Genomic DNA, 26,329 nt, shown 5'->3' with positions numbered 1-26,329 from the left:
ATATCAGGGCTGTTCCGTATTAAATGTACGATATTTACCTAATTTGCCACACTTATAAGTAGTAACCCACCTCCGCAGCCATTTATTGGTGTGGTCTACAGAGGATTATGTCTTTTTAGAGGGGAAAATCCCTAGAACCCCTTATTGCTTCTAGGGGTTACTTTATCCTTATTTAAAAAGGGGTGAATTTTCTTGTTAATTAATAAACCGCATTTGTGCTTAAATATTGCGTAGCCTCCAACCCCTTTGTATGAATGTAGGCTATATTCCGAACCCTTGGCCAACATTAACCGTTCTTTTAATTCAATGATACTTAGTCGAGAAGACTTACCTTTTAACTTTGAATCGCAGCGGCCCTGGCAAGTAATGTGTGTACTACTCTTTAGAAGGGCATGCTTAATATTACTCAGTTTATGTGAAACTTTTTTCCCGCATTTCACGCCTGAGCCAAGGCTTTTGGTGCATATTAGGTCAATTTTATCTTTGCTAAGCAATATTAAGTTGCTTTGGTTCTCTACCTTCGCTAGATATTTATCGCACAATTTAAACTGGAATGTCTTACTGTCAAAGATAAGTTTTTGTAATTGCTCCAGTGTGAAGCTTTGTCCATTATCACAAAGAGGGCATGTGATTTGTTGAGACTTTAAAGAGCGGTTTACTAAGTACCGGGGTTTGGATTTAAAGTGTATTTGATGAATATTGCAAAATACACTTAATGAGGTATTTCGACTCTCGATAATTTCATTGTCCCCAGAATGAACAGTGAAACACGCTCTGTAATTAATATCTTTTTTTTGGGGGTGTGACTTGCACTCGATGGCAAACCTTTTAAAAAAGGAATTGAACTTTTCAATTGAAAGAGGGTATCTAAACATCAATAGTTCTTGCTTTATAAAGATAGCAGATCAGTAATGGCAGGCTCTGGAGCAATCCTGAGTTTAACGTAAGTTTTTGTTTGTTACATGTAACGTTCATCATCATGGTTTACAAATGAAAAATTAATCCCATTAACTTTAAATAGATTGGAGCTTATAAAGTCGACACAATCCAAATCGAATAAAGCAAGATTAATCCCTTCGCTTAAAGAGCTTTTAAATGCGATTCCATCATAACCTAACGATTTTATTAACTCAGCAATAATTTGTGTAGGAGCATAGTCTGATTTTTGGTCACTATTAGTTACAGGTTCAGAGAAGGCTTTATCAATATGCTTCCAAACAGCTTCTATTTTCTTAGCATCGTCAGGCTCTGCAAAGAAAAACGGTAAAGTAACATTAGAATGTTTTGAAAAGTCGATTAGTCTAAGCTCATTTTTATTTGAAAACTTAGCAACTGAAACAGTTGAGCCTAGCCAAGGGCGTATCTCAGACATAGCAGTTTCTCTGTCTGAGGCAACATATAAACAAGGAATTCCCTTGGGGTTGGCTCTACCCTCTGTGGCGCTATCTTTCAAAGGTCTCATACGGGATTCTGGATAAGGTACAAATATATTGTCTACTTCAATATTATCCTGCATATAAGGTTCGGTGTTATGTCCCATTTGTGCTCGCCAAAGCTCTGAGCTTGGAGGGATAATCATAACTCGACTGGTGCATGTGTCCTTAATGCCTTTTAAAAAGTCCTGTGAATCACAGTCTAGAACGTATCTTGATTTATTTCTTACTGATTGACTGAATTGACTATAACTAGCCCAGGATTTAAAACTCATAAAATTCCTTTAGATATTAGTAAGTACCCAATTTATTCAATTCACACATTAAGTGTATAACAAATAAAAGGTCTCATTCATTCATTACATAAAGTCTCTTGATTAAGTAATTGTAATGTTCAGCTTCACTTGTTGATCTGATACAGCTCTTTAATGGAGAGATTTTACAAGGCTCATCACCGAATACAATGATAGGTACATGGCCATAAAACATAACCGTGTTAGTGTCATCAGTGAATGAGACGTTCAGCTTAGGTGTAATTGGCAAAGGTCTTTTCACCTTGATAAATTCGCCAGGTTTTGATTTCACTAATTCAATTTCTTTTTCAACCCATGGCGCCCATTCAGATCTAGTTTTGCCTGAAGGAGGGTTATCTTTACTGCCGGCTAAATAAGTAAGAAACTCTTCTTTGTTAATAGTTCTCATACTGTTTTTGTTACACCAAGTAAAACCAACTCGTTTAACTGGGCCATCAGCAACTTTGATCAGCCTGTATATTTGTAAGGTAATAGCGTTAGGGCAAATTGACTGTATTAGCTCTCGCTTTTGACCTTGATTGAGTTTGCTGCTGTTGATGAGCTCTTTTATTATCACTTTTTGTAAATTACATGCATCCACCAGCTGTGAAGCTGATTGATAATGAGTTGGCGCCAATTGAATAAAGCCGGGTAGTCTAAAAGGGTATTTAGGTGAGTGGTTATAATCTGGCGTAAACCGGGCAAAAGAACCTGTGGCCATACTTAATGCAGTAAAGCCGGTATGCTTTTCAGGGGTTACTAATTCCCAACCACTAGTATCGGACATGTCACCAGCTGAAGCTGGTAACTTATAGCATTCAGCATGAACCACATCACATTCATGAAGGAATTGGTTAAGTGCTTCAGTCGCACTTACTAATTGGTTAAATGCAAACTCAACATCATTATACAAAGACATAGGAAATTCACTTAAGCGGTTACTTTCTATACCATCATACCACTTATTGTATATAAAGCACACACCTCAGCATCTGCGTTTTTGTCCTTTGTTTAATTTAATTTTTCTTTTATTTATTTTTATCTTCTTGAAGTAGGGCGCAATACAATCGGGGCTATTCAATGGCACTATGGGTGGGTGAGTATTGATTAAAGATATTAGTATGATGGTATAGATTTAACGTTATTAATTAAGGTAGCCGGAAATCTTAGAAATAAGGTATCTATTGTAGGAGAGGAATAAAGTTTCATGCAAATTGCTACTATCAAGTCCGAATCAAGCTACAACTGAGTATTAAAGTATCATACTCGTTGTAACTCACTTCTGGACAATTCCGAGTTAAAGTCTTAAATCTAATTCGTTAATTTCACAGAAAAATTCTATGGGATAATGCCCTCTTAAAGCAATAGAAAAGCAAACTCCTAAATGGGTATCTTTGAGATCCCAATCAACACTATGTCCCGTATTGAAATTTTAACCTTACAGTCGTTTACGACTCAGAGAAAACCACGTTTGTTGCGGTGACTGTGTAACCGGCCTATCAGGTTTGCAAATCGTTACAAGTAGGTGTCAACTTCTTCTAGGCAGTCATCATCGTAACTAAGTAATGTATAAATAAACCCGTCTTTGAGTACTATTGAGCTTGCATATAATTCCAGTAACTTCATACCATCTCGCTCTGGTGTAACCCAATCTATCGGGTCTACAACGTCAAAGTCACTAGGAAATGCCTCTTGGCTGACATTTGTACAAGAAGCTAATTGCTCTGAGGATAAGTTGGTTTGGTTTATATAAAAATTGAAATGCTTTGTAGGAACAAAACGCTTAAATTGCTTGTTTTGGTGGATAACCATCGCTACAGGTGCTTTCTCCAGCCATGATAGTCTTCTAAAAACAGCCTCCAAAGAGGTGTCGCATAAATCGGATATTTGTTTGATGTTATGCCAGTTTACATCGCCATCAGTCAAAGGCTTAACCAATCGCTTTGGCATTAGTAGTCCAGATGCAAAACCATTAGCTTGGCGTTCTAGCGGATCTTTAAAATAATCCCCAAGCTCAGAGTTACCACACTCAAAGTCTTTAGAGTGGCCCTGCATAATGTGCATACAAACGTGGCCTGTTTCATGCGCCGCAGTGAAATTTAGCCGCCGGGAATCTGGAATATTGCTATTAATAATAATTCCTGCCCCGTCTTGATTGCCGATTGCCTTACCCAAAAATTGGTCGGATACAAATGCATGGAATTCCACTCTGATAGGAAAGCTCTCATCTGAAATGGTATTAATAAATTGATTTACTTTGATAGGTAACTGATCAAAGCCCAGATCTTCAAGTAAAGATTCGGCCTCCTTTGCTCCTTTTTGTTCTTCCATACCAAATCCTTACTTCTTGGTGAAGCGTTCCATCATTTCTCGCAATATACGCTGATCCTGTTCTGGCAGCTTATCAAGTTCTCCCCACTTTCGATAGAACTCTGTAGTTTTGTCTCCTGAATTTTCCGGCGCATCTTCTCCCGTTATTTCATAGGGTTTTACACCTAGTGCCGAAGCGATTTTTCTTAGCACAACAATAGTCGGCATTCGGCCTTCGTCTTTTTCGATCTTGCTTAGAGCAGCCGCTGTTATCCCTGCCTCACTAGCGAGCCTCGCCTGTGTCCAACCAAGTAATTCTCGCATGTGCTTTATGTTTTTACTGATAAGTGCGGCTTGCTGAAGTTTGTCAGCCATAAAATAACCCTCCGTTAATTTTTATATTAACAGTAGTTGATATGTTTGGCTAGAAGGCGTATCGTTATAAACGATGGTTAATTTATTAACTTCTGTTAATTGCCATCAAGAACGACATAGGTGTAGGTGCAGACCTTGTTCACCTGTGAGTTTGTCTTAGAGAAATACGCAGTGAACTAATTTATAAGAGGTAGCTAACTATGTCTTTGCAAAACCAATTCTCAAAATTTCACGACAAAATTAAATTAGGACGAGAGGATGATAGTTATCGGGAGGCCAGGACGAAGGACTCTAGCATCCTCGATGATTTAAGGGATGAATTTAAAAATGCCGGTTATCCAATAATAGACACGTTTATTCAGGGATCTTTCAGCACGCACACAGGCATAAAGCACCCAGTGGCTGACTTTGATATCGATAGAGCTGTTGTTATTGATGCAGATAATGCTCCTAATGATCCGGTTGAAGTAAAAAAACTTGTACTTAAAGTCTTGGAAAAGCGCGGTTTTACAAATGCAAGAATCAAAAAGCCTTGTGTCACTGCTGATTATATAAATTTAAACCTGCATATCGATATTGTCATATACAGGAAGCGAGGTCAGCAGTATGAACTGGCAGTCGGTAAGTTGAACTCAAATGTAGAAAACCGTGAGTGGTCTCCTGCTGAGCCCAAAAAACTGATAGAACATATTAATGATAGCAGCCAGTATATCGGCTCAGCAGACCTGAAAAACAGACAGGTTAAACGTTTGGTCAGATATGTAAAACGCTGGAGGGATGAAAAGTTCGGCCAAAATATTGGCAAAAAAGTGTTTTCAATTGGACTTACACTAATGTTGAAAGACAAGTTCCGTCCATCTATCAGCTATGACGGTAAAGTCAATGACTTGCAATCGCTACGCGACACTATTTCAGCTATTTTGAATGCCAATTATTTTCAAAGCGTTGATTATGGTAAGTACAAAGTCAATGTGCAGTTACCTGTTCAACCATATAGAAATGTTTTTGAAAACAGTAGCATTGATACGGGAACACAGCTATATAACAAACTGAATGCGATGCTGACTAAACTTGATCAAGCTTTAAACGAAGACTCTTTGCACAAACAATGTGAAATCTTGCAGGGGCTATTCGGTGATGACTTTGAAGTGCCAGAAAAGGAGCAAGATAGTAATGCCAAAAAAGTGGCTTACAGTAGCGCTGGTGTAGTTGGAACGTCACAGGGGGCATAGTGTGCTAAGCGAAATAAAACAGCACCTTATCAACCAGGGGTTCTACTGCACAATCAGTGAAGTAGCTGGAGGAGAGAGGATCGTAGTGGAAACTACGATCCTTAATCATGAGATACAATTAATGCTAGTAGCAGATCCTCCCTACTACAGCCTGCCCGAATTTTTCTTAATTAACCCTGATTCCATTGGCAGGTTGGCTCATGTCTCTGTTCATGAAGATTCAGGGATTCAGATTGGCACTGTGTGTGTTAATGCTCCAGAGTCACTGTCAGTAAATTTCGAACAACCACTATTGGTTGTAGAAGAATCGCTTCGGAGGCATATCTCGTTGTTAGAGAAGTGCATAACGAATCCAGATTGGAACCATAGTGAATTGCTTCGTGAGTTCTCCAGTGAATGGTTGCGAATCTGTGATCCAGATAGCTTTAAACCCTTATTGGCAAATATCGCAAGGCCAGCCCTACAAACGTTATCGGTATATAGCCCAGTGGATGGCAAACAATTTGGCATCGAAAGCCACTATATGGTTCATCCGGCTGATGATTCGCTTTCGGGTATCAGTGATATTCGGTTGTCTATAGCTAAGGATAATCGACGCATAGCAGGAAAAGCAGTTGTGATTCCAATCGAAACACTAACTCCTGCACCTAAAAATTCAGATGCTCTCGAAGAATGGTATTTAAATACAATATCTTCGCTCCCGATAAAGGTTAGAAGTGAATTACAACAAAAATACGGTCAATGGCGTGAAACTGCTTATTGGGTCGTGTTTACCGCCAAAACTGTTAATGATGAACGAACTTGGTTCGCACTGAAACTTAGCGGTAAAGCCAAAAAGGCGCTACCACTATCAGATGAAAAGCTAAAAAACTGGAAATTGGAAGCTTTACCTATACGGCTATTCAATCAAGAGAATACTGTGGAACGTGGTGGTGGCATTCTGCCGTTAGCAGACAAAAAGGTAGCCGTGATAGGCATTGGTTCAGTAGGCAGTGAAATTGCGCATAAGTTGTCTGCTGCTGGAGTCAGATATTTAACGTTAGTAGATCCTGATCTATACGAAATCAATAATCTGTATCGCCATATTTTAGAACAGCATTGGGTGGGAGCATTCAAAACCGTAGCCCTAAGTGTCGCTCTTCAACGACAATTTCCATGGTCTTGTGCACAATGGAAATTAGATAAACTGATGGAGTTTGCTCGCAGTAACCGTATGAATGATTTTGACCTGATCGTCATTGCTATCGGAAATCCGACCCAGGAACGGTTGTTTAAACAATACCTTTTGGATAACAACTCAAAAGTTGCCGTCATTAACAGTTGGTTAGAAGGTTTTGGCGTTGGTGGCCATGCAACATTAGATATCCCTAGTACGGAGGGATGCTTATTGTGCTCTTACGTTTGCCAAGAAACAGGTGCAAGAGGGCTAGTGTCGAACATGAATTTTATCGAACCCAACCAGATAACCATGAAAAACATCGCTGGCTGTGGAGAACAATTTATCTCATATGGCGCAGCAAGTTCGGCTCAAACTGGTGTCATGGCAGCAAATTTGGCCATTCGGTATTTGGAAGGCAAACAAACTAAGTCCTGCAAAGTTAGTTGGAAGGGTTTAGATGAAGATGCAATGGCAGAGGGCATCAGGCTGACTCATCGCTACTACAATTTCAGCAGTTCGCTTGAATACTTACCTTTGGTTGATGAGGACTGCGATGTCTGCACTCATTAAGCAAACTACGGGCATAAAAGATACAAAAATTTACCTTTCTGAAGAGCTAATTGATCTTTGGTATTCTTACAGGCAGATGTCTCGTGATAGAAGTGAAGCTTTTGGATCATTAATTGGCTCTCAGTCCGCTGACGCTAATGAATTTTGGCTAGAGCATTGTACTATTCCTCAGAAAGAAGATTCAGCCACCAGACTTAACTTTTATATGCGTGACCCTCACCACCAGAAAACGGTTAATTCTTATTACGAAAGTTCGCATGGAAAACTAGGCTACTTGGGTACATGGCATACTCACCCTGAAGAAACACCCACCCCATCGTATATAGATATTGTAGATTGGAGGAAATGCATAAAACGTAACCCGGACAGAGAATTAGTCTTTGTAATTGTTGGTCAGAAAGACGTCTGTATCTTTCGGGAAATTAACGGGTCATTTAAACGAATTTTTAAGGAACAAATCGATGACTGACGAGAGGCTACCTTTTCATCAAGCATGTTTTTATCCCATAGAGTCAATTGACAAGCTCGCAGAGTTTCTATCGAGCATTAAGACCTCTTTTGTGTGGGAGCATGTTGGATTACTTACCGATGAGCGTGTAAAAAACCAGATATATATATTGTATTCACATGAGTTACGAGCCAGTTTTCGACTTAACGTAACTGATGTTGAGCTTAAGGATGCTCTAACATTGATGGGTTGTGGGGATAATCTTGAGGTTCGCCACCTCCAGGGCCGAAATCTTTCTCAAGACGAATATGGAACAATGGAGTCACTATCAAAAATATGGGATTCCTGTGTTAGTCAATCTACAGTCTTGTCAGTCAATGACGTTGTTGACTATATCTCCAGGAATATCGAACAGCGATTTAATAAAGGTCGTGGTAAAGATTTCACACAGCCGACAATTAATCAAGTTATGCGTGATAGTCATGGCTATTGTATGTTTGAAGGCTGCGGGGATAGGTTGGATATTGATTGTCTGACTGGGGCATCTGGTAACTATTCATACTTGGCTCACAATGTTGCGTCTTCCGAGAATGGCCCAAGGGGTATTCCTTATCTATCCGAAGAACTTTCGAATGAGCCAGCTAATATTCTACTTTTATGCGACAAACATCACCGATTAATAGATCGAGTTGCGTGTGCTGATTATCCTGCATCCAGACTTACTCAAATGCGAACGGAGTTTTTAATTAATACTGAGAAATTACTTGAAGGACTGAGTTTCCAACCTATTCCTGTATTTTCAGTTCTTTGGCCGGTAGGCGGGCATGTTGTTTCTCCCCCGGAGTCAAGAGACATTGCAGGAAGTTTATCTAGGTTAAGAACTCGCATTAGAGGAGCATTGAATAACCTTAGTGACAATGAACGCCGATACAGAGCCAAACCTGAACGGTTTGCCAAAGAAATGGATGAAATTGTCACAGAAGAAGCAGAAACCATAATCAATCAGACAAAAAATTATGGATATCGAGCGGCGCTATTCGCATTTGGGCCAATGCCAGCTTTGGTCGGATTAGGGGCATGCCTAGGAAATAAATCTGAAATCACGCCAATGCTCAGATACCGAGATGGAAACTGCTGGGTTTGGCCTCAGGATTCTCGATCAGAAACACCTTACAAGGTGAATTGGAAGAGCGAGATAGGAAAATCATCTGAAGTCACGATCACTATAGCATTAACCCAATATCCCGAAGCAATGAAAAAGACTGCAACAGTGCTCGGTTATCCTGAGATTGAAATCGTAGCCAAGCAAATGGGTAATGCTGCGATCCCGCATCCAGAAAACGGGTTAGAATTAAAAAGTGAACTTCATGTAATACTGCAAAAACTTCATGACCAATTTGCTGTTGAGCGTGTTCACTTGCTCATCTGTGCATCTAACGCTGCTTGTGTATTCGTAGGTCAAGCCTTCGATCTCTATCAGCCAGCGCTTCTCGTATATGACTTCGATGGAGACGAAATGATATCTAAGCTGTCGATAACTCATGTAAAAGGAAAAGTTAATTTATCAATACCTCAATGAGTAGCCATCGTTAGAAGAGCCACTCTGTAGCATTACTAAAAATTGGTCAACTGGCGGTTTATAGAGGAGTAAGAATACATATGACTTTTAAGATATTGAGCATCGATGGCGGGGGAATACGTGGTGTTTACCCTGCGCACATACTTAAATGTTTTGAAGAAAAACTTGGAATCAATCTCTTAGAGTCATTCGACATGATAGCCGGCACTAGTACGGGTTCCATAATAGCGGCTGGTGTTGCATGTAACATCCGCCCAGCCGAAATGGTTAACATGTACAAAGAATATGGCGTGGATATTTTCAAAAAGAAAAAGTCGAAAATCCCCTTTAAGAAGCTAAAAAATGTTGCGCAGCCGTTGCTAGAAAGCGTTTATGATAGTGGCAGTTTATCTAATGTTCTTAACGGTGTTTTTAACGATATTACGCTTGGGCAAGTAGCCAAGCCACTAATTCTGCCAGCAACAGATGTAGGTAACGGCGGAGTCCATGTATTTAAATCGCCTTACCACCCAGATTTTATTCGTGATAAGTCGGTAAAAGTAAAAGATGCTGTTCTAGCATCTTGCTCAGCCCCAACATTTTTTGATCCTCATAAAGTTGATGAGTACTTGTTATCAGATGGAGGCCTGTGGGCAAACAACCCCGCATTAGTGGCCGTTATCGATGCCCAAAAACGACTAGGGATAAATTATGATGATATACAAGTGGTGTCCATCGGCACCGGTCATTCCAAAGTCGCCTATGGTTTAAAGCATAAGGGAGGCTGGGGTTTAGCAACGGGCTGGCGGCATAAAGAATTCATAAATTTCATGTTATCGCTTCAGAGCCAAAGCGCGTTAAATTATCTAAAGCTTCATTTGAAGCCTGAGCAAATATTAAGAATTGATTTTGAGTCAGATACTGATCTCCCACTTGATGAAGTTTCTGAAATCGATAATTTGATTAGTTTAGCCGACAAGGATTTTACATATGGAAGTAAAGAGATTAGCAACTTTGTCTTGGGAGGGAGTGTATCGTGACTCAAATAGTTTCTAGGGAAGAGGCCCTGTTAACAGCGGCGAAAAAGTTGGACATCTCTCCAACTAAATACAAACAAGCAATTGATCGCTTTAATTCAATGAGAACACATCTAGAGCAAGGTAACTATCCCGGCACATTTCGTGTCCCAGAGGTATACCTTCAAGGCTCTTTTAAGCTTGGAACAGAAATTCGCCCATTCAAAAATAGTAAAGATGCAGATTATGACATTGATTTGGTCTGCAACTTGGGGCATTTAAAACAAGCAGTACTAGCCTCCACTGTGAAAAATCAGGTTGGGCAACGTATTAGAGAGAATGGCACTTATGCCCGATTGTTAGATGATGAAGGAAAGCGCTGCTGGACTCTCAATTATGCTGAAGATGATGGTGTTGGATTCCATATGGATATTCTCCCTTCAGTAGCAGAAAACAGTTTATTGGCGCGACCCCAATCAATTGCAGCTACAAATAAAGATCAAGAAAACCGCTACTCTTGGACAACGAGCAACCCGAAAGGATTTGCTGAATGGTTTTACGAAAGAAATGGCGCTGCATTTGAACTAGAAAAATATAGTCAGAAGCAACGTATCTTCAACAATCAAAGACAATTGTACAATTCAATTAACGATGTTCCCAATATTCACGTTAAAACGCCGTTACAAAGGGCAGTTCAATTATTAAAAAGACATCGTGACGTAAGATTCTCGCAATCAGATATAGAAAACTTTAAGCCAATCTCAATGATCATTACTGTATTAGCTGCCAATTGTTATAACAATGAAGCAACTATCTATGACACGTTGAGAAATCTAATATCATCTTTAAATCAGCATTCTCATCAATTAAGCAATAGCTTTGTTTTTAATGATTACTACGCAAGAAATACCTATACATTGATAACTCGCACGCCTGATGGAAAGTGGCTTATCCCCAACCCAGCTAATCCAGATGAAAACTTCGCTGACCGATGGCATGAGGATAATAATGCAAGAGCAAATGCTTTTTTCCAATGGGTGGGTTGGCTTAGAGACGACTTCATCAATATTGAAAACTTTATCGAAGAAGATAAGTTTATTAAGTCACTTGTTGATGTATACAAACCAACAAATTTACCTGCACTAAGCTTTAATGTGCCACATAAGGAACAACTGAGATACCCTATCGTTCCAAACATATATTCAGCGGATATTAAAGCAAGTTATAAATCCAACATATATTGGAAAGAGTTTAAATCTGGACAGCATTTACTCAAAGGAAAGGAACTAAAGTTCAAATTAAAGACTGATGTTCCTGCACCATTCGACGTTTATTGGCAGGTAGTAAATACAGGGCAAGAGGCGGCGAATGTAGGGCAGCTTAGAGGCGAAATATCTCCTCAATCGAATACGGCCTCAGACGAAATTTATAGAACAGAATCTACTTCCTACACCGGTGATCATTGGGTTGAAGGATTCGTCATTAAAGATCGTGTATGCGTCGCGAGAACTGGTGAGTTTGTAGTCAGCGTTAGAGATAGATTTTCTGTATGAAGAGCGTGAGTTTCCAAGAAGAATTAAGTGCAAAAAACACTACGCTTATGCTGCGAACTAATCTAAGCGTTGTAACATTACAAAGATTTGGTCAACTGACAGAAATTCTGTAAGGACGGCAAAAAGTTTCTCTGGCACGCTTTGGGGCAAAGGTGAGCCAGCGCTGATCTGGCTGACTCGAAGGCGGATAAAACTATTAAATCATGCGGCATCACTAAGACGAAGGCTTTCGTAATAGTCTTCCGCCAGAGCGGTCATTTTGAACTCAGCATCTACTCCAGCGATCTTCTCAACGGCATCTTTAATTTCCTCTAGATCGACATTGAAGAACTCCTTACGAAGATTAATTGCATTAACACGTTGAGAATGGAATTCACGGTGCAAAGCTGTTTCGAGTGCAGGTGCATCATCAGTATAAATCATGGCATGTACGTCAAATGGGAATGGTACACTGGCATCACCAAGCTCTTTAACTCTGTCCATAGGCTCTAGCCTGCGCGTTAAACCTATCTTGTAAACATCTTCTCCAAAGGAACCAATGTTACTTATCACGTACACATGGCCCTTACGAGTTTGTTCCGCCATACTCTTGGCACGTTCTTCTTTGGCTTCAGCTTCGGCCAATTGCTGCTCTAGAATGGCTATTCTTTGTTCCATTTCACTACGTTCTTGTTCATTAGCTTGAGCAAGCTCTTGCTGAGCTTTATCAAGAAGGCTTCGATACATTTTTTCTTCTTTCTCAGCTTCAGCAATAGCTTTTTCAAACTCCTTTATTGCTCTCTGCTCTTCACGAATTTGCTCTTTGATGAGCTTCTGCTCGGCAATTTCTTCCTGCTTCTTCAGGGTATATTGATACTGAAGCTTACATTCTTCAAATTTTAGTTCGATGTAGTCAATATCAAAGCCACACTCCAGTGTCGCAGCTGACTTTTCTAGATTGTTTGCTAGTTTCTCAATTCGCTCCAGCGTACGACCAAATGAGCTTGGAGAAACCTTGCCAATAAGCATGTCACATTCAATATTGAACGCAGTTAGCATTAGCTTAACTTGACCATTGAGGATTTTTTTATTCAAAGACTTATCATTAGAAATAACGGTCGTTTTTGGGAAGGTGACTGCGGTCTTAGCTTTAATCATGTCTTTTTGTTGCTGCCGTATGTCTTTGATCTCTTCAGAATAGCGAGTTGATGTTTCGTAGAGATATTGTGGCATTTCAAAATGGCCATGCGCAGTATATTCATCGAGTCGTGAATACAAGTCTATCCCACCCATTAGCTCGTTCAGATCCTGTTCGCTCTTTTCAATATTGGCACTAAGTTCATTTAGAGCGTTTTGGGCTGCGTCAAGAGACTGTTGCTGCTCTAGAATACTAACTTTAAGAGAGTCATCTTGTCCTTTCAAAGCTTGTAGGTCGGCAGTTTCAGCGTTAATTTTGGAAAGCGCCTGCTTTGCTATCTCAGTAGTTTTCTGTAGTGATTCATTTGCTTTCTTTAATGTCTCGTGCTCTACTTTGACTTTCGTTAATGCTTCATCAATTGACTTGTACTGTCCAACTTTTTTATCCGCAGAGCGTTTCGCCACTACATAGGTCAGCAAAACTGCTAACAAAGATATGCCTGCTAATATTAGTAAATTACTATCCATTGTTTACTTTAAAACCTCTTGTATGAATTGTTTTCTAAGGGCGGCTCGTTCTTCGCAGCGGTCTTGGTACTCTTCATTTGTATTTGATAGCGCATTTTTAAATGCTTGCTTTGCTGCGGATTGTTGCTGTCTTACTTGCCGCTCTAGTTCTCGCTGAGCTTCACGCACACCTCTTTCATGCTCTCTAAGTGCTTGAGCTTCAGCACGTTGCCGAGCTTTCTCTCTACGCTGAGCTTCGCGGGTGGCTTGTTTGTTGGCTCTATCTATAGCTTTAACAACCTTTATAGCCGTCCTTAAACCATTTCCTCGTCTGGCCAATGCATTTCTCCTTTAAGCAAATCAGAATTATGCTTCCGATGCTAGCACAACAAAATTGTAAGGGTTACATTGAAATCAAATAGATTGCATAAAGTCATAGCTACGAGGGCACTAAGGTTTAAAATATCTATGTTTCTCAAGGCAGATTAGCCCCCTTGATTTGGGTTAGAAAAAATATTCCAAATGATGGTATGGAGAGTAATGGCTCATACAGTCGCTGACTCATTTTGGGGCAAAAACACGTTAGAGTATTTATTCGGTAACGGCTCAAACACCAGCGCAGCTTTGCTGCATCCGCGAGCTTTGATTTGTTAGGCATTTTCTTAGTTTAATTTTCATCTGGAACCAACTCACCATCATATTTTTCTGCTGCATCAAGCACTGCAGCAAGAGCATCTTCTGGGCTAGCCCTTCCACATATTTTTTCCATCAACGATCTGCGAACATAATACCTAGATGGCAATTCTGGATTTTTGATATTTTGAAGGCCCTGAATAGAGCACATTGCCAATATACTTTGCATATTCTCAACCATCTCATCGTGCGATAACTCTATTTCATACGGGAGCTTTTCCAAGTGCGCTGCTTCTATAATTTCATCTATTACTGACTTTTTCCACACCGTCCCAATTTGAGGGTCTACATCTCCCTGAACTCCTATACGGCCCACATAGATACCTACGAGAATCACAGCTTCTTGGTTGAGTTGATATGTAGAGCCGCGAATTTGAATCCGCCCGTTAGGGTTGTAATACAGCACGGGAGAACCTGACATACCGCTTTTTGACGCACTATCGATGAGAAATTTTGGTTCCTTATTCCAACCATACTGTACAGATGAAGCTATTATGGCCCGCTTCCAGACAGGTTGTGAATAAAAGTCCTTCACATTATGTGGATACCCTGGAATAAATAATTCCTCTGTCACATCAACGCTATCAAACCATTTATCAATCACTTCAGAGTTTGGAACAAGATAGCTTTGTATAGGGCATATTTCAGTAGTCCCACCGCCAGGTACTTTCATGATGGGGGAAAAACCAATGTCTTTATGTTTACCTGTTGAAAGGTATATTTCAGACAAAAAAGTTCCACTAGGGTCAAAAGGTATAATCGCTACATCCACTCGAGGATAATTTACAGGGTGGATATAAAAAAGTGATTTTTCTTCATCAACCAATTGGATTGTAATTGAGTGACGAGTCACCATACCAGAAGTAGGCTCATTGACGGCAAGATTAACTACTACGTTATCAGGTATTGCTGACTCATTTGATAATGGCTTTAATGTTTCAGAATGTCGACCGGCCAGATTATGCCAAGCTGTAACAATAAAGTAGTTTGATCCGTGCTTATAGATAACTCCTGAACCGATTGAAAGCTCAGTCTTTTTATATCTCATCGTTAAATGAACGACAGAATTACTAGCTGCAGCCAAACTTAACTCCTATATGGTTAGCTGAGGTCGGCACAATATGCCTAGCAGCTTATTGAACTCCATTTTGGTGGTTTATAACACACCAAAATGGCGTATATTACATACCATGATAATTTCACCAATAATTACCTTTGTAAATAAATAATTAAGACAGCTAGGAATTAAGCATGTTATTTTGCCCCAAAAAGACGTTTAATAATGTTATCGGACAAAATTAGGCTCTTACTCTAAAAAGCGGGAATAAATTTAACAGGCCCGTAAAAAATACCTCAGCAAACCAAAGAGCTTTGTCTTTATCCAATGTAAATCTTTTAGCTACATCTCCTCCAGCGCCACTATAACCAATTTCTACAACGTAATATTCTTTCATATTTACCCTCTTATTTTAGATTAATTACTTTTTTACTATTGAACCACAAAGTTGGCCATCACGCTCAGAGTAAGAAAATTTAAAATATTGAAACTCAGTAGATACCACTTTTATATTCTCAAGTTCAGCTGAGTAAGTGTCATTCAATAGTTTTTCCTCTCCACTTATAGTGTTTAAGGCCGTATACGTAGTAAACAAATCCACTTTTATTTGCTTTTCGATTGCAGCTCTATCATATGATAATGGATAACATGCAGTATTATCCCCATGGATAATTGCTGTAGCTTCGCTTGATAAGCACGCTAAGATTATTGATATTAGTGCTGTACTATTTTGCATTGAAAGTCTTCCACATCGAGCATTTAAATCTAAGGCTAACACACTCTTTAAATCACGCTATTTTCCAGAATTAAATAATTTAACTGGGCCGAAACAGACAGTTCCTTGCTTTGAGCTCAATAGAATCAATATCAAAGTAATAATTAAGGGAGTGTAAAATTCAAGCGGCAAAGTCATACCGTATCGAAAGTATGAATTCAAGCTGCAACTTACAATAGATAATGAAATACAAAGTGAAATGTAAAATAACCCCCGTACTGGGCTTTGCTTTTTTTTAATGAGTAACATTTGAACCTCCAATTATCATCACTCAATGATAAATTTCAATGGAACATATTAAGTTTATTTTTAATTAAAATTTCACTTTTTTAAGCCAAATAGATTTGAAAGTGTAAGCTTGCTGAAAAAAGACTGCCAGAAATTATAACTTTAATGAAGCTAATGGCGTTTTTAGTACTATTTTCGCCACACTATGACTCCTTCTCATCTAAACAGATGTAAATTTTTCTCCTCAAATACGCAGGCAAAAGATAACAGTTGGTCATATAAAAGCAATAATAAAGGACTATTGCTGGTAAACTCTCAGTACATTATTATTAAATTCGATGTAGTAGTTAGAGTTGGATGTTTGTATGGGAGCTTCGCCTATAGCCTTAATGAGCTTATTATTCTGCTTCATATTTTGGGTGATTTCTTTAGCTGTATTCTTAAAGCGTGAATTTATTCGTTCTCTTGCAATAGCGCAGCGCGTCAGAAAGTTGGTTCAAGAGTCGATTCAACTGGAGGTCTACATGAAAGGACTGCCAGTTAATGATGAGCGTTCTGCTGTCTTCCGTAGAATTCAAGAAATTAAAGCTGAACTTGCTGGAATAGAAGGCTTTCCTCAAAAGAGTAGTATTACCCCAGCCTATGCATCCAAGATAGAGCTCAAAAATGTTGTTAATTTAGCCAGCTACAAACGCAGAGCTTAATATGGAACATATAAATGCATTTGTAGTTTCTTATAACAAGTTATTTACTGCAGGAGCTAGTGACTTCTTTTTTAAATACTTGATGAGCTTTTCAGGCTTACTTTTTATGGTTTTCTGCCTAACTATCATTAAAGCCTACTTCAAAAAAACATCATTCTCACACATGTGTTTAGTAACATTCGTTACAATATCCTATTTATCAACTGATTACTTAATGGCTCTAGAGTACTTAAGAGAAGGGGGTGGTTTTATAGATGGTATAGTCAATATGTATTTGATGTTCTCTCTTTTTGATAGCATTACAGCGCTTATCATTGCCTTACTATTTCCTTTTATAAGAAAGGATAAAGGATACTCAGATGGTTCAGTAATCACAATGTGTATCTTTTTGATAAATTCAGTCTTGCACCTAATTTTGATGTTAAATTATATTACGCAAAATTCCCTTAACCCTTTTTTAGGCTTTTTTTACTCTATTACTGTAAATATAAACGACTTGATATTACTTAGTGCATTTCTAGCACCAACTTTTATTACTAAAGTAAAACTTCTTTTTACGGAAAAATTGCTTTTACGCCAGTCGGATTAAAAATGGCCAAGGTCTTTCTGGCCATTTTCTTGCTAATTTGATTTTGCCTAGGCTGATTTGGAGGGTTTGGCTTTAATTGTTAAAGCACCTTCTAATGACGTTTTAATCTTCTTAGTAATTGTTGGAACAAAAGTAGGGTCAATAATTCCGTAATCAGCACTTTCTTCTAACGAGCTTGCAACTACTTTATTTACAGTTTCAAGAAGTTCTTCAGGTCTAACATCTTCTAGACTTGTGTTTTCATTTATGTTCAGAAGAAGGTAATCCAGGCTTACATTTTTTTTAATCGCAGTAGTTAAAATAAAATCCCATGGCATAGAAGGGCGGCTCAACCACATTTTCATAGTGCTCGCATTATGCCCTAGAGCTCGACGTCCATTCTCATCTTCAATTTCATGTAGCTCATCAACACCCCACACCTGTTTGCATCGTTCTAAAACTTGCGAGACGTATTTTTTCTTTGAGTCATCATCTAGATTTTTAAAGTATGTATCAGCCATGTTTGGTTGTTCTTATAAGATCACTAGCTTATATTCTAACAAAAAAAGATAAATTTAAAATGAACAAATAAAATCATGTTGTTCCTTGTCACATCTTGTTATGTAATAAAATCCTATATATCAGTAAATTGCAGCCAACACAGACAACCAAGAACAAAATATTTGAGATTAAAACAAATTATTCAACACATCCTCAAATGCCTTTGAATCTTCATCTACAATATACATTGCAGTTGTAACTTCTTTGGAGTGGCCAAGAAGTTTACTAATTCTGCTTATCTTAACGCCTTTTTCATCGAGCCAAGTCGCGTATGATCGTCTTAGAGAATGGGGAGCAACAGTGTTATATTTTTTACAAAGTTCATAAATAGCGCTGCCAGTTAAAGGGTTACTATTTTCAACATCAATGTTTCCACTACGTGGCACTTTGACAAATAACGGACCTGGCTTTATACCTCGAACGTTCAACCAGTCTTCCAAAGCAATTTTTGTAACAGGGTGGATCGCAACATATCTTTCCTTATTACCTTTACCAATAATCTTCAAATACTGAGTATTTACTGTAACTCTATCTTCGTTACTAAGCTCTAAGACTAATGATGAAATCTCTATTGTGGCCAACTCACTTCTTCTTAACCCGGTACCAATTAAAATATGAAAAAGCGCCAAATCTCTGAGCATTTTATTTCTATTAGTTGGGTTTGAACTTGCTATTCTCTCCAAAAGCTCTTGGAAACTAGAGCGAGAAATTACCTGATGTTTTTTAATTCTAGAGCCGGTTTCTCCTTTCACTTTTAGAATACCATCTAGCTGCAATCTAGAAATCTGCCCTAACAAATAGGCATGCTCACATACACCCTTTACAACGGATACATATAATGAAATCGTTTTTGGAGATAGTTCCTTGGCTTTTAGGTTATGGATAAGGCTATTTAAATCAGTTGAAGTAATTTCTGCCCAATTAATTTCATAAAAATCAGCGTAGCCAGTATGTTTTGCAATTGCTTGCAAACATCGAGTGACGGTCTCTTTGGATGTATCCGCCGCCAAAGAGTTAACATAATTAAATATCGGACATTTAGGGTTTACATAAATCTCATTTAATTTTTGTTTAATCTTGGTAGCCGGTAATTGAGGCTGTTTTAAATCGACAATCTTTTCCAATCTGCTGTTCATAAATTAAATTCATACGAAAACATAAGCACTGTACATTTATACACCCTAACTATACTTGTGTAAATGCCCATTTATGCAATTAACATGTTATGTTAAATCAACTGTAAAATAGAATCTTGGGAAATTAGACTCTATTAATTAAAAAGATTTATCTAGGTATAAGGGGATGTTTTAGTTCCTAAATGAGAGTTATTAGTAAGAGCATATTAACTTTCGAATCGGGAGATTAGTCCGATACTAACCAGTATCGGACTTAAGCAATTGAATTGTTAGTAATTACTTAAAACCACCAACTTTACTTGATAAGAAAATAAAGGCAATTATAAATTCACCAACCACTACAGCTAACAGCCATTTTATATTTTCTGTATCAAATTTCATGAAGTCCAAAAAAAATATAATTACTCCAATTAAAAACCAAGTTAAGAACTGAGTTTTCATAATACCCTCTCTAATTCATGAGCATCTTTGGCTTGAGCGATCATTTCAAGTGCGTCATTAATTTCGGTTAAAGTTTCTTTATCTATTAACGTTATTCGATCTAAATCTATTTTTTCCGGGTTGGATATCCAAGAGACATCATACTTAGCAAGCAATAATGATTGAGCAGACTTTAAATTTTTCTCTGCTTCAGCAAAACCTTTTGACAAATTTAGTTCCATATTAAATCCTTAGCTGAGCATGTTTCTTAAACACATCACCTGTTTTTGGGTTTATAAATAGGCCGTTCATTTCAGCTAAAGATTCTAAAGTGAAATCAGGATTGTTTTTTAGAATTGCGTTTCTTACATCTTCATTTTTTAAAAATACATCTGCAGGAATTGTGAATTGGTTTAAATTCATGGGCTCTACGATTGGTGTTTTTCCTAATTCAGAAATGATATCCATTGCAGACTTCAGCTCCGAGAAAATAGCAAAACCAATGTCATTCATTTCTTGTTTAGTGGTCCCAACCCCATTTTTAATTAGCTCTGGATAAGGCATTAAAAATACATTTAAAGCCTTTTGAATTTGATTTTTAATATCTTTCAATGACATATGTAAAATACCAAGGTCGAATAACTACTTATAATTTACAGCTTGTTTCTAATTAAAAGGCGGGAAAAAAGAGTAAATTTTAAATTTAATCTATTTTTTAAAATGTTTCAGGTTGAAGTGTTTTAAAACCAAGTCCAATTTTTAAAATTGGACTTGGCGAAAAGCGTTATGGTGCAACTGATTCGGTTTTGGTGCACTCCTCCCCTTCTAGGCTCCAACCTGTAGGGCAAGTATTGGTACTTGGAACTTCTTCAGTTTTACTACACTGCTCCCCTGATAAAATATAATCTGTTGGGCAAGAGTAAGTTACAGCGGTAGATGTGGAGCTAACGCAGCTAGTGCCACTTAGTGAGCCACCAGCCGGACATGAGTAAACTAAACTCGCATTCTCTCTCTTATTACATTTCGACCCTGACAAACTATATTGTGACGGGCAAGAGTAAGTCACAGCTGTAGATGTGGAGCTAACACAGCTAGTACCATTTAATTTACCATCAGCCGGACATGAGTAAACTAAATTCGCATTATCTCTCTTGTTACACTTCGACCCTGATAAACTGTATTGTGATGGACAAGAGTAATTATATGAAACTGTTGTTGATTTAACACAGTTAGAGCCACTAGAAGTATATCCACTTGGACAAGAGGCAACTGATGCCACTGATGCAGTAGCCGAACATTCGAATGGATATCGACTTGTGTCGCTTACATATCCTGCAGGGCAACTTTTAGTTGTTGTTTCACCCATGCTGACACCGTTGGAGTAACAATAATATTTCATTGGGTATGACGTTACATCCGGTGAAGCAGTCTGACCTGCCGGACATACGTATACTTTGAAGGCATATTCTTTTCTTTCACACTTAGTTCCATTTAATGTATAACCTGATGGACACGAGTACGCTGGAGTACCATATTCATTTTTCACACAACCAGAACCAGTATTCGAATATCCAGAAGGGCAACTCTTAGATGCATCAATTTGAACATCTTTATAACAACTATTACCGGAACGCGTATATCCAGCAGGGCATGATGAACTTGCAGGCGAGCTCGATGAACCTAGACATAAACCATTTGAGTACGTGGTACCAACTGGGCAATTTTTAGTTGCATCAATTTGAGTGTCTTTATAACAACTACTTCCTGAGCGCGTATATCCAGCGGGGCAAGATGAGCTAGCAGGCGAGCTCGATGAACCCATACATACACCATTTGAATACGTCGTACCTGCAGGGCAATTCTTAGTGGCGTCTACTGTATATGTTTTAGAACAATCTCCCGAACTGAGACTGTACAAATAACCTGATGGACATACTTTAATTGCTGGTTGAGTCGTTGTTCTGTAACACATTCCGCCAGATAAAATGTAACCTTCAGGACATGTTGCCCCTTTGACACTTAGAGTGATGGTATAATTTGCAGCTCCTGATGATCCAACTACCCCTGGGTAAATTGGAATATCTAGTCCGCCAGCTGAGTTAATAGCCTTGTCAAATTGAACAGTTTGCCCTTTTGTTACAGTAATTCCATTTACAACAACAGAGCTTGGTGCGTCACTATGTAACTTAAATGTGATCTGCTGTTCACCAAAAGCCTTATTTCCGTCCAAGGTGTACAATGTTGGTACCTTTATTATTGTAAACGGCTCATCAGCTTTACTACTTAGTAAGCTTTTAGAAGACAGGGTGTTTACAGGTTCAACATTTACTGTGGTTTCAGCTTTAGTGCTGAAAGATATATATACCAAGGCCAGTAGTAATAGTTTACGAAATAGCATTTTAGAACCCAAAGTAAGTTGTTATTCTAAATAGAATTCCTTTTTGAATTTGGTCCAAATTTGAAAATCTATTAAGTTGAGCTTATTAATTTACTTGAAATGGATTTTAGAAATGCCTGAAAAAAAACTATTTTTGACAGATAATTCAGGGAAACTTTAGTGAATTTTTATAACTGAATATAAGATTTGCGGGTTCTCGGACCCACATAAAAAGTTAAGGCGCGAAAGATTCTCTACAGTCATGCAGCTATCACCATGCAACTGCCATCCAGTTGGACAAGCTTTTTGGCTATGAGCGGTCTGAGTCAACTTGCAAGATTGATCTAAAAAAACATAATCATCAGGGCAACTATAGGCTGGTTCAGACTCAGTAATGGCAATACATTTATTTCCGTTCAGCTCCGCATTTTCAGGGCATGAGTATATTGAGTCTCCATCTATCTGCTCTCTATTTACACACACATTTAACTGGGGGTTTCCATCAAGATCCCAGCTAATTTCCTGATATGCTCCACCATGCTCACACATATAGCTGGGTTCTTGGTAGTTTGAAGGGTTAACGCAATTTCCATCAATGTATTCGCCCACCACACACTCATAACGGACATTAGCTTTATACATATATGGGTTCTTAAAAATGCATAGATAATTCTGATTATCATAATACTCAAGCCCATCTCCATCACACCAATCAACCGAAGGTTTCGCGGTTTCCACATCAACAGAGTAAGCTCTTGAGTCAGTGCACTCACCTTCCCCCCACTTATGTAAGGTATATCCTGCTGTGCAAGGTTCATACTCGGCATCATTAGTATCAAGCAGGCCATGAGAAACACATATGCTTTCATGGTTAGGCTTTTTATTCTCTGTATCTTCGATTAGATACACTCGTTCATCATGAGCACAATAAGCCTCCCCAGGGTAATCCTGCACCTTTGAAAAGCACACCTTGTACTTTTCAGACCATACACCAGGGCAAGATACGATTGGATTTGTAACAGTTGATGTAATGCAAACGCCATCTAAATTCTCAGAACCTTCTGAGCAAGTAACTAATGCCGGTTCATTAAGCTCTTTGACACATTTATCTTCTGTCTTCAAATAGTCATAACCAGTAGGACAGATGTTTGTAGCATCAATTATAAGCGTTTTTGAGCACATACCATCGGAAAATAAATAATCTTCAGGGCAGCTAGCTCCTTTTACACTTACTGTTATAGTGTAATGCGCTTCACCAGTATAACCGGTGGCAGCTGGGTATATTGGTATATCCAAACCCCCATCGGCATTAACCTCTTTCAAAAAGTCTATAGTCTGCCCCTTAACTACTTTTTGCTCATTCACAATCACAGCATTTGGGGCAGTATCATGGAGCTTAAAGCTTACTTCTTGCTCTCCATAAGCTACGTTACCTTCAGCCGTATAAAGGGGTGGTATACGAATAATAGAGAGTGGTTCATTAAATCTGCTTTTTAATAGTTGATTAGATGAGAGTGTATTTACTGTATTAACAGTCACCTCTTGTCCTGATAACGCTGCAAAGGGGGAAAAAACAAATAGAAATAGTAAAAACCTATGCAAAATCATTTTGATCTCCACTGAAGTTAATTTATTAATTAAAGCAGCTTGGAAAATGAAATTTACCTAAAAAAAAGTGATTTTTATAAAAAGTGCCACCAATATATAAACGTTGTTAAGTGAAAGGGTAACTTAAGAGACAGAATAGCCATTAAAGGTTAAGGAGCATTTATCCTTTCGCAGTTACACTGTCTTTTCGGTAGTAATTATTTTTGAGGGGATGTAATGCTAAGCATATAATGCTTTCGGCTGTCACAATGCTAATACAGTTTTCAAAAAAGATTGAAGATTAATAATAGCTGAAATCTTTACTCAGTTTTTCCAGTTAAGAAATGAACCCAACCTTTCCATTCACTTTTGTAATGAAGGTTTGGATTTGATGGTATATTAGCAGGCCTACCCCCCTCTTTACTCAGCTCCCTAAATTGTGTCATCGTCTCAACACCCAGTGTACGAGCTATTCGACAAGCTTCATGAAACTCAACGAACCGACCACAACCAGGTGAATTTTTTGGAGCTAAAACTTCTGACCATTTACAGCCATATACATTAGGTGGGCGCTTAGGCATAGACTCTGGAAATTCATCACCTTCACTGGCCTCAAGCCACTCTTTAATTGAAGATAACTTTTTCTCTCGAGCATATCTTGCTGCTTCTGTAATTGATACGTATTTATCTTGGGACATTTGTTTAACGTGTCTGACACATATCTTTCAATTCTACGATCAATTTTTAAAATTTTAAACATTATGAGTTTTTAAAATTCTAATATCATCTATCCCTCGTATTTATTCTTTCTATCGCGCTTTTAGTTAAGAAGGGCTGTACAAGTGTGTTTTGAAAAAATATACCGCCTTTCTTAGACTACAATATCATCTACAAACAACTCCATCGCCATCGCGATCATTCATATACGGATAGGCTGGGTGACCACTATAGACAGGCGTTATTTTATGGTTTCTTGCTTCTTTGCAGCTAATTTTACCATTTTGGTTATCATCATAAATTGACAAGGCACCAGTTGGATAGGACGTATCATAAGTAGTAGGCTGCAAAGATTTAACTTTGCTGTGGTATACCATATCCGTACTAGTACAGTTCATCAGTACAGAGCTTAATGCGTGATATTCATTTAAATCTATACTCAATTTATATTTTTGCTTAACTTGAACAATGCGATTTACGAACCAGCATTTATTTTTTTCTGGCAACCACTCACCGGCATCAAAGCCGCACTTACCTGTTTTACTACATCGATTAACTTTAGGTGAAGCAAGCGTTAAATTCAGTAAGTCAGAGGCGAAGGCTTTTCTTATACTGACAGGAGCTGAGCACAAGCCTGAGTCATGAGCCTCAGAAGTGGCAACAATGTGTTCTATATCGGTTTCGGAATCTGATTCAAAATAGCTACCTGTATATGGTCCATAAACTTGCCCATTCATACTTGCAACAATGGCATCTTCTACATTCTGGTCATACTCATAATCCGCCTTTTTATCATACGCAGAGCAACGATTTTCATCTTTAATAATCAACCCTTGCCAACTTTCATATGCTGGGCCGCCTTGATCTCCTCCACCAGTTACAGCGATTACTTTACTGGGCAAAATAAATGACAACCCAAACAATATGGCGAATTTGTTCATGCAAAAATCCTTTAGTTTCTTCATTAACCCTCTCAAATTTGGGGGTTATACGAATCTTAAATGCTGTCCTGCTGATTTATCAAATTTAAATTTTTTCAAAAATGCGCGTTTTTAAACATCCTGTATCGTTACTTTTGAAATTCAAATTTGGAGAAATGCATGAAAACTTTAAAACGTCACCTATTAATCGCGATCACTGTACTAACAGTTTCAGCATGTTCTAGTAACGGTATTCATGAAAAAATTGAACAGATAGAAGTTGCTCACCAAAAGCAAGTTGATAAAAAAACCGAGAAAATGGACCAACTCATTAATAGTATTCCAGATTGGTACTTAGATGTACCACAATCTGACTCAACAGGTGTATTTGGCGTTGGATTCGGTTCATCAAACAAACCTCCTTTTGCATTAAAAGCAGCCGAGCTCAGAGCTAAATTTGATGTAGCAAAGAGCTTTAAACAGCTTATCTCTGGCCAAGAGCGTTCATATGAAAACCAGACTCTAGATTCAAACCTTGAGACTCAAATTAATATGCTTATTGATTCAATTGTCGAAGAAGTTAGTGTTGCCGGTGCGCAGAGAGTAAAGCGTGAATTGTATAATGTTGATGGAGTAGCAAATGCATATGTTCTTGTAAAAATGCCTTATGAAGAATATAACCGAGCAATACAGTCTTTGCGTGCTAAAACAGTAGAAGAGAAAATGTCTGTTGCATTCGATGAACTTGAAAAGCGACTGCAGAATAGAAAGAGCGATGAACAAAAAGCAATTCAAGCCACTCACCAGCGTGATGTTGAGCTTAAAGAGCTTGAGATCAAAAAAGAGGTAGAGCTACGAAAAGCTGAGCAACCTCAAAGTGAACTACCCAGCGACATCGCTTCGCTCTGATCACTGGGCTTCTACAGTCTAGCTTAACGGCTAGGCTGCTTCTTTTTTCTCAGATCCAAAATCCAACTTCGATAATTCGAAGACTTTCGTTTTAACGGATTGTTTCT

At 38.4% G+C, this 26,329-nt stretch carries 27 protein-coding genes; 9 read left to right on the top strand and 18 right to left on the bottom strand.

All coding sequences use genetic code 11. From position 1 onward, the window contains the following. Positions 1 to 958: 958 nt before the first annotated feature. The 4 genes from JIG41_RS12910 to JIG41_RS12895 form a co-directional block, all read right to left on the bottom strand. On the bottom strand, positions 959 to 1,708 hold the full coding sequence (locus tag JIG41_RS12910; RefSeq protein ID WP_138558441.1) for an RES family NAD+ phosphorylase: 750 nt from the start codon (positions 1,706 to 1,708) through the stop codon (positions 959 to 961). A gap of 73 nt (positions 1,709 to 1,781) precedes the next feature. Next, positions 1,782 to 2,645 carry a DNA replication terminus site-binding protein gene (locus JIG41_RS12905; protein WP_199524879.1) on the bottom strand — a complete coding sequence of 288 codons (864 nt, stop codon included), beginning with the start codon at positions 2,643 to 2,645 and terminating at the stop codon, positions 1,782 to 1,784. Positions 2,646 to 3,241: 596 nt separating this feature from the next. Then, positions 3,242 to 4,057: an ImmA/IrrE family metallo-endopeptidase gene (locus JIG41_RS12900; RefSeq protein WP_138553967.1), complete on the bottom strand. Its 816-nt coding sequence runs from the start codon at positions 4,055 to 4,057 to the stop codon at positions 3,242 to 3,244. Between the two features lie 9 nt (positions 4,058 to 4,066). Next, positions 4,067 to 4,411: a helix-turn-helix domain-containing protein gene (locus JIG41_RS12895; RefSeq protein WP_032470393.1), complete on the bottom strand. Its 345-nt coding sequence runs from the start codon at positions 4,409 to 4,411 to the stop codon at positions 4,067 to 4,069. A gap of 200 nt (positions 4,412 to 4,611) precedes the next feature. Here JIG41_RS12895 and JIG41_RS12890 point away from each other — a divergent pair, with 200 nt between their 5' ends. The 6 genes from JIG41_RS12890 (at position 4,612) to JIG41_RS12865 (ending at position 11,947) form a co-directional block, all read left to right on the top strand. Then, entirely contained in the window at positions 4,612 to 5,643 is a 1,032-nt protein-coding gene (locus JIG41_RS12890) for a nucleotidyltransferase (protein WP_199524878.1), read from the top strand. An 85-nt stretch (positions 5,644 to 5,728) separates the two neighbouring features. Continuing rightward, a complete protein-coding gene (locus tag JIG41_RS12885; protein ID WP_248534508.1) occupies positions 5,729 to 7,372 on the top strand; it encodes a ThiF family adenylyltransferase in 1,644 nt (547 codons plus the stop codon). Next, positions 7,356 to 7,841 (top strand): Mov34/MPN/PAD-1 family protein, encoded by a 486-nt coding sequence (locus JIG41_RS12880; RefSeq protein ID WP_248534505.1) that lies wholly within the window; start codon positions 7,356 to 7,358, stop codon positions 7,839 to 7,841. Before JIG41_RS12885 ends, JIG41_RS12880 begins: the two co-directional genes overlap by 17 nt. Beyond that, complete coding sequence (locus JIG41_RS12875; RefSeq protein ID WP_199524876.1) at positions 7,834 to 9,399, top strand: SAVED domain-containing protein; 1,566 nt, start codon at positions 7,834 to 7,836, stop codon at positions 9,397 to 9,399. Before JIG41_RS12880 ends, JIG41_RS12875 begins: the two co-directional genes overlap by 8 nt. An 80-nt stretch (positions 9,400 to 9,479) precedes the next feature. Continuing rightward, a complete protein-coding gene (locus JIG41_RS12870; RefSeq protein ID WP_199524875.1) occupies positions 9,480 to 10,418 on the top strand; it encodes a CBASS cGAMP-activated phospholipase in 939 nt (312 codons plus the stop codon). After that, a complete protein-coding gene (locus JIG41_RS12865) occupies positions 10,415 to 11,947 on the top strand; it encodes a nucleotidyltransferase (protein WP_199524874.1) in 1,533 nt (510 codons plus the stop codon). Before JIG41_RS12870 ends, JIG41_RS12865 begins: the two co-directional genes overlap by 4 nt. Before the next feature lie 201 nt (positions 11,948 to 12,148). Here JIG41_RS12865 and JIG41_RS12860 read toward each other — a convergent pair whose 3' ends face one another. The 5 genes from JIG41_RS12860 to JIG41_RS12840 all read right to left on the bottom strand — a co-directional run bounded on the left by JIG41_RS12860 (position 12,149) and on the right by JIG41_RS12840 (position 16,056). Beyond that, on the bottom strand, positions 12,149 to 13,591 hold the full coding sequence (locus JIG41_RS12860) for a DUF4041 domain-containing protein (RefSeq protein WP_199524873.1): 1,443 nt from the start codon (positions 13,589 to 13,591) through the stop codon (positions 12,149 to 12,151). A 3-nt stretch (positions 13,592 to 13,594) separates the two neighbouring features. After that, positions 13,595 to 13,909 carry a hypothetical protein gene (locus JIG41_RS12855; RefSeq protein ID WP_063529484.1) on the bottom strand — a complete coding sequence of 105 codons (315 nt, stop codon included), beginning with the start codon at positions 13,907 to 13,909 and terminating at the stop codon, positions 13,595 to 13,597. A 328-nt stretch (positions 13,910 to 14,237) separates the two neighbouring features. Beyond that, positions 14,238 to 15,347 carry a hypothetical protein gene (locus JIG41_RS12850; RefSeq protein ID WP_063529483.1) on the bottom strand — a complete coding sequence of 370 codons (1,110 nt, stop codon included), beginning with the start codon at positions 15,345 to 15,347 and terminating at the stop codon, positions 14,238 to 14,240. A gap of 214 nt (positions 15,348 to 15,561) precedes the next feature. Continuing rightward, positions 15,562 to 15,717 (bottom strand): hypothetical protein, encoded by a 156-nt coding sequence (locus tag JIG41_RS12845; RefSeq protein WP_199524872.1) that lies wholly within the window; start codon positions 15,715 to 15,717, stop codon positions 15,562 to 15,564. Between the two features lie 24 nt (positions 15,718 to 15,741). Next, positions 15,742 to 16,056 carry a hypothetical protein gene (locus JIG41_RS12840; RefSeq protein ID WP_063529482.1) on the bottom strand — a complete coding sequence of 105 codons (315 nt, stop codon included), beginning with the start codon at positions 16,054 to 16,056 and terminating at the stop codon, positions 15,742 to 15,744. 632 nt (positions 16,057 to 16,688) lie between these two features. On the opposite strand from JIG41_RS12840, the gene JIG41_RS12835 reads away from it, so the two are divergent. After that, on the top strand, positions 16,689 to 17,027 hold the full coding sequence (locus JIG41_RS12835) for a hypothetical protein (protein ID WP_063529888.1): 339 nt from the start codon (positions 16,689 to 16,691) through the stop codon (positions 17,025 to 17,027). 1 nt (position 17,028) lies between these two features. Then, positions 17,029 to 17,616 (top strand): hypothetical protein, encoded by a 588-nt coding sequence (locus JIG41_RS12830; protein WP_063529889.1) that lies wholly within the window; start codon positions 17,029 to 17,031, stop codon positions 17,614 to 17,616. Between the two features lie 47 nt (positions 17,617 to 17,663). Here the strand turns inward: JIG41_RS12830 and JIG41_RS12825 are convergent, their stop codons facing one another. From JIG41_RS12825 to JIG41_RS12785, 9 genes are all read right to left on the bottom strand, one after another. Beyond that, positions 17,664 to 18,116, bottom strand: a complete 453-nt coding sequence (locus JIG41_RS12825; RefSeq protein ID WP_063529890.1) for a hypothetical protein — start codon at positions 18,114 to 18,116, stop codon at positions 17,664 to 17,666. A gap of 168 nt (positions 18,117 to 18,284) precedes the next feature. Beyond that, positions 18,285 to 19,280: a site-specific integrase gene (locus JIG41_RS12820; protein WP_199524871.1), complete on the bottom strand. Its 996-nt coding sequence runs from the start codon at positions 19,278 to 19,280 to the stop codon at positions 18,285 to 18,287. 288 nt (positions 19,281 to 19,568) lie between these two features. Next, positions 19,569 to 19,733, bottom strand: coding sequence for a hypothetical protein (locus JIG41_RS12815; protein ID WP_171040484.1), 165 nt, complete (start codon positions 19,731 to 19,733; stop codon positions 19,569 to 19,571). After that, positions 19,730 to 19,954 (bottom strand): hypothetical protein, encoded by a 225-nt coding sequence (locus tag JIG41_RS12810; RefSeq protein WP_063530268.1) that lies wholly within the window; start codon positions 19,952 to 19,954, stop codon positions 19,730 to 19,732. Before JIG41_RS12810 ends, JIG41_RS12815 begins: the two co-directional genes overlap by 4 nt. A gap of 1 nt (position 19,955) precedes the next feature. Continuing rightward, positions 19,956 to 20,330 carry a hypothetical protein gene (locus JIG41_RS12805; protein WP_063530267.1) on the bottom strand — a complete coding sequence of 125 codons (375 nt, stop codon included), beginning with the start codon at positions 20,328 to 20,330 and terminating at the stop codon, positions 19,956 to 19,958. A 166-nt stretch (positions 20,331 to 20,496) separates the two neighbouring features. Next, positions 20,497 to 22,110 carry a hypothetical protein gene (locus JIG41_RS12800; protein ID WP_199524870.1) on the bottom strand — a complete coding sequence of 538 codons (1,614 nt, stop codon included), beginning with the start codon at positions 22,108 to 22,110 and terminating at the stop codon, positions 20,497 to 20,499. A gap of 156 nt (positions 22,111 to 22,266) precedes the next feature. Next, entirely contained in the window at positions 22,267 to 23,697 is a 1,431-nt protein-coding gene (locus tag JIG41_RS12795; protein WP_063529956.1) for a hypothetical protein, read from the bottom strand. Between the two features lie 299 nt (positions 23,698 to 23,996). Then, a complete protein-coding gene (locus JIG41_RS12790; RefSeq protein WP_055022345.1) occupies positions 23,997 to 24,374 on the bottom strand; it encodes a hypothetical protein in 378 nt (125 codons plus the stop codon). A 186-nt stretch (positions 24,375 to 24,560) separates the two neighbouring features. Next, positions 24,561 to 25,334 (bottom strand): excalibur calcium-binding domain-containing protein, encoded by a 774-nt coding sequence (locus JIG41_RS12785; RefSeq protein WP_063529957.1) that lies wholly within the window; start codon positions 25,332 to 25,334, stop codon positions 24,561 to 24,563. 159 nt (positions 25,335 to 25,493) lie between these two features. Here JIG41_RS12785 and JIG41_RS12780 point away from each other — a divergent pair, with 159 nt between their 5' ends. Continuing rightward, entirely contained in the window at positions 25,494 to 26,222 is a 729-nt protein-coding gene (locus JIG41_RS12780; protein WP_063529958.1) for a hypothetical protein, read from the top strand. The last annotated feature ends 107 nt before the right edge of the window (positions 26,223 to 26,329 follow it).

The sequence above is a fragment of the Pseudoalteromonas sp. bablab_jr011 genome (assembly GCF_016464045.1).
GTDB lineage: Bacteria > Pseudomonadota > Gammaproteobacteria > Enterobacterales > Alteromonadaceae > Pseudoalteromonas > Pseudoalteromonas lipolytica.
The sequence above is the reverse complement of the archived record's forward strand: the minus strand, read 5'-3'. Positions and strand labels throughout refer to the sequence as shown.